This window comes from Nocardia sp. 852002-51101_SCH5132738, assembly GCF_001665695.1.
Classification (GTDB): domain Bacteria; phylum Actinomycetota; class Actinomycetes; order Mycobacteriales; family Mycobacteriaceae; genus Nocardia; species Nocardia nova.
This window is the reverse complement of the sequence record NZ_LZML01000172.1, coordinates 26,337-35,148: the sequence shown is the minus strand read 5'-3', so window position 1 is coordinate 35,148 and position 8,812 is coordinate 26,337. Positions and strand designations below refer to the sequence as shown.

Genomic DNA, 8,812 nt, shown 5'->3' with positions numbered 1-8,812 from the left:
CGGCGCACCACCGAGCTCACGCCAGCGCGCGGCCGTATCCGCGGGCAACGCCTCACCCGAGGTGAACACGCGACGCAACGACGCCGGGGCCGCCGCCACCGAGCTGACGAATACGGCCAGCATCGAGGGGACGAAGTGCGCCGTGGTCACGGCCTCCTCGTCCATCGACCGCGCGAGATACGCCGGATCGCGGTGCCCGTCGGGGCGCGCCACCACCAGCCGCGCACCCACCTGCAACGGCCAGAAGAACTCCCACACCGACACATCGAACGTCGCCGGAGTCTTCTGCAACACCACATCGTCGGAGCTCAACCCGTACTCGGCCTGCATCCACGCCAGACGATTCACGATCGCCCCGTGACTCACCGCCACACCCTTGGGACGACCCGTCGACCCCGACGTGAAAATCACATACGCCATATGCTCCGGCCGCAGTGGCGACACCCGGTCGGCATCGGTCACCGCGTCGTCGGCACAGCCGGACAAATCCAGCCGGTCCAGCCGCACCGCGTCCACACCGGCCGGTAATTCGGGTGCGTCGGTGGTGGTCAGCACACACGCGGGTCGCGCGGTGTCGAGGACGTGGCGCACCCGATCGGCGGGGTGGTCGGGGTCCAGCGGTACGTAGGCCGCCCCGGCGGTGACGATCGCGTGGATGGCGACGACCAACTCCAGCGAGCGCGGAATGCGCACGGCCACAGCGGTATCCGGTCCCACGCCGCGGGCGATCAGATAGCGCGCGAGCCGGTGCACCCGCCGGTCGAATTCGCGATAGGACAGACTGGTGCCCTCGAAGGTCACCGCCTGCGCGGCCGGGCGCTGCGGCCGGGCGGCGAGAAGTTCGGGCAGGGTACGGGGGCCGACCGGGTAGGCGGTGGCATTGTGCCCGCCGATCAGCCGCTCGCGTTCGGCCGGCGACATCAGCTCGACGTCGGCGACCCGGGTGGTCCCGTCGGCCGCCATCGCCGCCACGATCCGCTCGAACCCGTCCAGCAGCGCCGCGACGGTCTCCGGATCGAACAGGTCGGCGGCATAGTGCACGTGCAGGTCGATACCCGCGGCCGTACCGTCCGGCGCGTAGGTCTCGTTCGCGGTCCAGTGCTGGTCGACCTGGATCGGCGCCGCCGCGGGTTCGACCGCGGCGATCTCCAGCCCGTCGAGCCGCAACTGCGCGCGGGTCTGGTTCTGCAGCGTCAACGACACCTGGTACAGCGGCGAATGTGCCCGGGAGCGAGCCGGATTCAGGACGTCGACGAGCTGTTCGAACGGCACCGCGGCATGGTCGAACGCCGCGAGGTCGACGGCCCGCACGTGGTCGAGATGTTCGGCGAGACTGTCCCCGCCGTGCACCGGCGTCCGCAGCACCAGGGTGTTGACGAACATGCCGACCAGATCGTCGAGCGCCTGATCACCGCGCCCGGCGACCGGGGCGCCGATCACGATGTCGTCGCTGCCTCCGAATCGGGACAGCAGCACCGACAGCGCGGCGTGCAGCACCATGAACGGTGTCACCCGATGCGCGGCCGCGAGATCGTGAATGCGCTGGTGCAGGGCGGGACTCAGCCGCGCGGTGCGGGCACCGCCCCGCTGGGAGGCGATCGCGGGGCGCGGACGGTCGGTCGGCAGCGCCGACAGCTCCGGCGCCCCGGACAGTTGCGTACGCCAGAATTCCAGCTGCCGAGCCGATTCCGAGTCCGGATCGGCGATCGACCCGAACGTGCGCTGCTGCCACAGCGCGTAATCGGCGTACTGGATCGGCAGCGGCGACCACTGCGGCGCAGCGCCCGCGGTGCGGGCCTGGTAGGCGACGGCGAGGTCTCTGGTCAGCGGGGCGAAGGACCAGCCGTCGGCCGCGATGTGGTGGACGACGAACAGCAACACGTGGGTCTGTGCGGCGCGATCGGCGTCGGGGGCGCGGCGCACCCGCAACAGCCGGATCCGCACGGGCACCTCGTCCGCCACGTCGAAACGACTGTGCGCCAGGGTTTCCGCCATGGCGGCGACCTCGGTGGCATCGATATCGGTGACCGCGAGATCCGGGACGGCGGCGGGTAGAACGCATTGGGTCGCCGCCCCGTCCCGCTCGGGGTAGCGGGTACGCAGGGTTTCGTGCCGCTCGATCACATCGGCGATCGCGGCGCGCAGGGCGGCGATGTGCAGATTGCCGGTCAGCCGCAGCGCGAACGCGATGTTGTAGCTGCCGCCGCCGGTGTCCAGGCGGTTGAGCATCCACATGCGCTGCTGAGCGATCGACAGCGGCACGATCTCCGGGCGCGGGACCACGGCACTCGGCCCGGTGTCACGGGAACCGTTGTCCGACAGTGTGATCCGTGCCGCCAGCGCCCGTACGGTCGGCGCGTCGAAGACCGCGCGCACCGGCACCGTGTCCCCGGTCGCCTTGTTCAGGCGTGCGGCGAGCTGCGTGGCGACGAGCGAGTTGCCGCCCAGGGCGAAGAAGTCGTCGTCCGCACCCACCTGTTCGACGCCGAGCAGGGCGGCGAAGGTGTTCGCGACCAGCACCTCGGCGGCGCCGACCGGCGCCCGGAACCGCGCCGGCGCCAGCACCGGTTCGGGCAGCGCCTTGCGGTCCACCTTGCCCACCGGGGTCAGCGGAATCTTGTCCAGGACGACCAGTGCGGCCGGCACCATATGCGAGGGCAACCGGCGAGCCGCGAAATCGGTGAGGCCGGCGGGGTCGATCGCGCGTCCCGGCTTCGGCAGGACGTAGGACACCAGCATGGTGCCGCGGGTGTCGTGGTCGCGGCCCAGGGTGGTCGCGTAATCGACGTCGGGGTGGGCGCCGAGCACCGCGTCGATCTCGCCGAGTTCGACCCGGAAGCCGCGGATCTTCACCTGGAAATCCGAGCGCCCGACGTACTCCAGCTCCCATTCCGGCTGTGCCTGCCGCACGGTCGGCGCGATCGCCCGCCAGCGCACGACGTCGCCGGTGCGATACATCCGGCTGCCCGGCGCACCCCAGGGGTTGGGCACGAACCGCTCGGCGGTGCCTCCCGATCGGTTGCGGTATCCCCGCGCCAGGCCACCACCCGCCAGGTACAACTCACCGGCCACTCCGGGCGCCACGGGCCGCAGCCGCCGGTCCAGCACGAGCGCCGACATGCCGTGCACCGGAGTTCCGATGGTGACCGGCCGACCGGCGGTCAGGCGCGCGTAGGAGGAGATGATGGTGGTTTCGGTCGGACCGTAGCCGTTGAAATAGCGGCGGCCGGGCTCCCAGGTCGCCAGCAGTTCGTCGGTGGTGACATCGCCGCCGACCGAAAGTACCTGCAGCTGCGGCTGTTCCGCGGCATCCAGGGTGCCCAGCACGGCGGGCGTGATGATCGCGTGCGTCACCACCTCCGTGCGCAGCAACGCGCCCAGCTCGGGGCCGCCGATGACGCGCGCCGGCACGATCACCAGCGTCGCGCCGGTGGCGAAGGCGCAGATCCATTCCAGGACCGAGGGGTCGAAGCTCGGCGAGCAGATGTGCAGCATGCGATGTTCGGGCCGCAACCCGTACCGCTCGATCGCGTACTGGGCCAGCCCGCCCAGGCCGGCGTGCGTCACGGTGACGCCCTTGGGCATACCCGTCGAGCCCGACGTGTAGATCACATACGCCGGATGGGACATCCGCAGCGTGGCGATCCGTTCGGCGTCGCCGATCGGCCCGGCGGGCAGGGCGGCGAGCTCGGCCTCCGTCGCCGGTGCGTCGAGGACCAGCCAGCGCACGCCCTCGGGCAGTGCGTCGGCGTACGCGGCGACCGTGATGCCGACCCGCGCCGCCGAGTCGGTGACCATGTAGCGCACCCGCTCCGCGGGATAGGTGGGGTCGACCGGCACGTGTGCGCCGCCGGCCTTGGCCACCGCCACGGCCGCGGCGACCATCTCGAAGGACCGCGGAAGCGCCACGGCCACCAGCTGTTCCGGGCCGACGCCCGCTGCGATCAACCGGCGGGCCAGCCGGGAGGAGTAGTCGTCGAGGTCGCCGTAGGTGATCGAACGGCCCTCGTAACGCACCGCGATCCGGTCGCGCCCCAGACTCAGCCCAGCGGTGAGCAGTTCCGGCAGCAGCGCGGTCGCCATCACCTCGTCGGGCCGCACCCGGGTCAACCGGACGTATTCGTCGGCACTGAGCAGCGACGTATCACCGACCGCGGCCTCCGGATCGGCGACCAGCTGCCGCAGCAGACCGAGGAAGCGGCTCGCGAAGCCCTCGATCGTGGCGTGGTCGAAAAGGTCGCGGGCATAGGCGAATTCCGCGGCCATCCCGTCGGCCGTCTCCCGGATGTTCAGGGCCAGATCGAATTTCGCGGTTCCGGCGTCCGGCTCGACCGTGCCGACCCGCAGCCCCGGCAGCTCCAGCTCACCGGTGGGCAGATTCTCGAAGGCCAGCGCCACCTGGAACAACGGATGCCGCGCGGTGGACCGTTCCGGATCGAGCAGTTCCACCAGTCGCTCGAACGGCAGGTCGGCGTGTGCGAAGGCACGCAGGTCGGCCTCGCGGGTGCGGTCGAGCAGTTCGGTGAAGCTCGCGCCGCCGGGCACCGGGGTCCGCAACACGACGGTGTTGACGAACATGCCGATCAGATCGTCGAGTTCGCGCTCGCCGCGCCCGGCGATCGGCGACCCGATCGCCACGTCGTCGGTACCGGCCATGCGGGCCAGGAAGATCGCCAGCGCGGTGTGCACGGCCATGAAGGTGGTGGCCTGCCGCCGCTGGGCGAGTTCGCGCAGGCCGTCGCGGATGTCGCCGCCGATATCGAATCGCACCCGGCCACCGGCGTAGGAGGGGCGCATCGGGCGCGGCCGGTCGGTGGGCAGATTCAGCTCGTCGGCCAGCCCGGCGAGCGTCGCCCGCCAGTAGGCCGCCTGGGCGGCCAGGACACTGTCGGGATCCGATTCCGAACCCAGCACCGCGTGCTGCCAGATGCTGAAATCCGCGTACTGCACGGGCAGCGGTTCCCACTGCGGTGCGGTCCCGGCCACGCGGTGGCCGTAGGCGGTCATGAGGTCGCGGGTCAGCGGGGCGATCGACCAGCCGTCGGCCGCGATGTGGTGGGCCACGAAGACGAGGATGTGCTCGGGCTCCGCGCCGTCCGGGCCGGCGGCGCCGATGTCGCTGCCGTCGTCGGCGCGGCTGCGCAGCAACGCGATGCGCAGTGGCGGTTCGGCGGTGACGTCGAATCCCCGCGCGGTGAGCGCGGCGATGCGGCCCGCGATCTCCGCCGCCGGCACATCGACCGGTGTCAGGTCCACGCGCACATCGGCGGCGGGCAGCACCTCCTGGGCGGGGCCGTCCTCGTGTTCGGGATAGCGCGTGCGCAGGGTCTCGTGGCGTTCCAGCACATCCGCGACGGCGGCGGCCAGCGCCGCGACATCCAGGGCGCCGGTCAGCCGGACCGCGACCGGAATGTTGTGGACACCGGACTCGGGATCGAACCGGTTGAGGAACCACATCCGCTGCTGCGCCGGCGAAAGCGGAATGCGCTGCGGCCGTTGCTGTTTCACCAGCGCGGGCCGGGCCCGCTCGGCCACGTCACCGCCGACGGCGGCCGCGAACGCGGCGACGGTCGAGGCCTCGAACAGGGTGCGCACCGGTACCCGGGCATCCACGATCCGGCCGACGCGGGCACTGACCTGGGTGGCGTCGAGCGAACTACCGCCGAGGGCGAAGAAGTCGTCGTCGCGGCCGACCCGCTCCAGCCCGAGCACGTCGGCGAACACCGCGGCCACCCGCTCCTCGAGGGGGGTGCGCGGGGCGTGGAATTCGGCGGCCGCCAGCACCGGTAGCGGTAACGCCGCGCGGTCCAATTTGCCGCTGCTGTTGAGCGGGAATTCGGTCAGTTCGACGACGGCGGTGGGAATCATGTAGGCGGGCAGCACCGCGCCGAGACCGTCCCGCACGGCCTGCACATCGAGTTCGGCACCCGGCGTGCGGATCACGTATCCGGCGAGGTAGTCGCCGCTCTCGCCGGTGATCAGGCGCACCGCGGCCTGGCCGACACCCGGTGCGGCCAGCAGGGCGGTTTCGATCTCCGGCAGTTCGATGCGCTGGCCGCGGAACTTCACCTGGAAGTCGATGCGGCCCAGGTAGTCGAGCTCGCCCTCGGGGGTCCAGCGCACCAGATCACCGGTGCGATACATCCGTTCGCCGCCCGGGGCACGACCGGCGGGCCCGGAGGCGGTAGCGGAGCGTGACCCCGCAGGGCCCTCGGGAGCGCCCCTTTTGGACACAGCGAAGGGATTGGCGACGAACCGGTCCGCGGTCAGGTCGGCGCGTCCGCAGTAGCCGCGCGCGAGCTGGGTGCCGGCCAGGTACAACTCGCCCGGCACGCCGATCGGCACCGGATGCAGCCGGGCGTCCAGCACGAAGACCTGCGAATTCCATTCCGGCTCGCCGATCGGCACGCTGCGTACGTCGTCCGGGGTGACCTCGTGGCAGGTGATCGACACCGCCGCCTCGGTCGGGCCGTACAGATTGTGCAGGGCGCCGTCGCACTTCTCGGCGAACAGCGCCGCGGTTTCGGCGGGCAGCGCCTCACCGACGACGAAGGCGGCCCGCAGGGTGGCCAGCTCCCGCGCCTCGGCATGGTTGAGGAAGACGGTGAGCATCGACGGCACGAAGTCGGTCAGCGTAACCCGCTGCGCGGCAATGGTTTCGGCGAGATAGCGGGCGTCGCGGTGGCCGTCGGGGGTGGCCAGGATCAGGGCGGCGCCGGCCCGCAGCGGAAGGAAATAGCCCCACAGCGACACGTCGAAGGTGGTCGCGGTCTTCTGCAGGTAGATGTCGCCGGCCCGCACCCCGTACTCGGCGTGCATCCATTCGAGCTGGTTGGCGATGGCGCGATGGCTGACCGCGACTCCCTTGGGCCGCCCGGTCGAGCCGGAGGTGAACAGCACATAGGCCGGGTGGTCCGGATGCAGCGTGCCGCGGCGCTCCCGATCGCCGATCTTGGCGGCGGAGTACTCGGAGAGGTCCAGTTCGTCGAGGTGAACCACCGCCGTATCGGAGGCCGTCGGCGGCAGTTCGAAGCCGGCGGCCCGCGTGGTCAGCACCGTATGCGGCCGCGCGGTGGCGAGGATGTGGCCGATGCGTTCGATCGGATGGGACGGGTCCACCGGAACGTAGGCGCCGCCCGCGTGCAGCACCGCGTACATGCCGAGCACCAGTTCGATCGACCTCGGCATGGCCAGCACGACCAGCGTCTCCGGCCCGACGCCGGATTCGATCAGCTTGCGGGCGAGGCGGTTCACCCGGTCCGACATCTCGCCGTAGGTCAGTTCGGCGTCCTCGAAGACGAGCGCGCGATTGTTCGGCGTGCGGCGCGACTGCCGGTCGAACCCCTCGTGCAGGAAGTGGTCGGCCACCTTGTGGCCGCTGGCATTCCAGCTGGAGGTCACATAGTCGAGTTCGCCGGCGTCGAGCAGTTCCAGATCGCCGACCGGCAGGTGCGGGTCGGCCGTGGCGCCGCCGAGCAGGCGCAGGAATTTGGCGGCGAATTCCTCGACCGTCGGCGCATCGAAAAGATCGGTGGCATAGGTGAATTCGGCGCGGTATCCGCCCTCGGGCGCTGTGGAAACGGTGAGCTGGAGGTCGAATTTCGCGAAGCCGGGATCGAAATCCACGAGCTCGGTCTCGAGGCCCGGCAGTTCCGGCGTGCCGACCCCGATGTTCTGCATGAACAGGCCGACCTGGAACAGCGGATGCCGCGCCTGCGACCGCGCCGGATTCAACACCTCCACCAGGCGTTCGAACGGAATCTCGGCATGGGCGAAGGCATCGAGATCGACGGCGCGGGTGCGGCGGACCAGTTCGGCGAAATCGGCGTCGCCCGCCACCCGGGTCCGAAGGACGAGCGTGTTGACGAACATGCCGACCAGATCGTCGAGTGCGCGCTCGCCCCGGCCCGCGACGGGGGTGCCGATCGCGATATCGCTCGTCCCGGACAACCGGGCGAGCAGCAGCGACAGGGCCGCGTGCAGCACCATGAACGGCGTGGCCCGCAGTTGTTCGGCCAGTTCGTCGATGGCGGCACGCAGACCGGCGTCGATGGCGAATTCGACGGTCGCGCCCCGATACGAGGCCGCGGCCGGGCGCGGCCGATCGGCGGGCAGATCCAATTGCGCCGGGAGCTCGGCCAATTCGTGCTGCCAGAACGTGAGCTGGCGGGCCGCCTCGGAGTCCGGATCGGTGTCGTCGCCGAGTACTCGCTGCTGCCACAGCGTGTAGTCGGCGTACTGCAGCGGCAGCGGCGACCATTGCCGGGCGGTGCCGCGGCTGCGCGCGGTGTAGGCCTGGATCAGGTCGCGCAGCAGCGGTCCCATCGACACGCCGTCGGCGGCGATGTGGTGGACCACCAGCGCCAGGGTGTGATCGTCGGCACCCGTACGCAGCAACCGCACCCGCACCGGAATCTCGGCGGCGACGTCGAAGCCGGTGGCGGCGACCTCTCGCACCGCCGCGACCAGATCGGCCTCGGCGACCTCGACCGGCGCCAGCTGTGGCTCGGCGACGGGCCGCACGACCTGCACGGCCCCCGCGGCGGTCTGGGGATACACCGTGCGCAGCACCTCGTGACGCGCGGTCACGTCGGCGACGGCCGCACGCAATGCCGCGGTGTCGAGCCGGCCCCGCAGGCGCAGCGCGACCGGAATGTTGTCCACCGCGGCCGCGGCGTTGCCGGTGGCGTCACTGTTGGCCAGGCGGTTGAGGAACCACATCCGGCGCTGCGCCGCCGAGAGCGGGACGGTATCCGGGCGCGGGCCGGCGACCAGCGGCGGCCGCATGCGCGCGGTGGTGGCCAGGGCGGCG

At 71.2% G+C, this 8,812-nt stretch carries 1 protein-coding gene (running past one end of the window); it reads right to left on the bottom strand.

Translation table 11 applies throughout. The features are described 5' to 3' along the window. Positions 1–8,812 carry part of the coding region annotated (locus tag A5789_RS26085; RefSeq protein WP_156747549.1) for a non-ribosomal peptide synthetase on the bottom strand (this coding region is incomplete at its 3' end). 2,111 nt of the annotated region lie beyond the right edge of the window, so 8,812 of the 10,923 annotated nt are shown.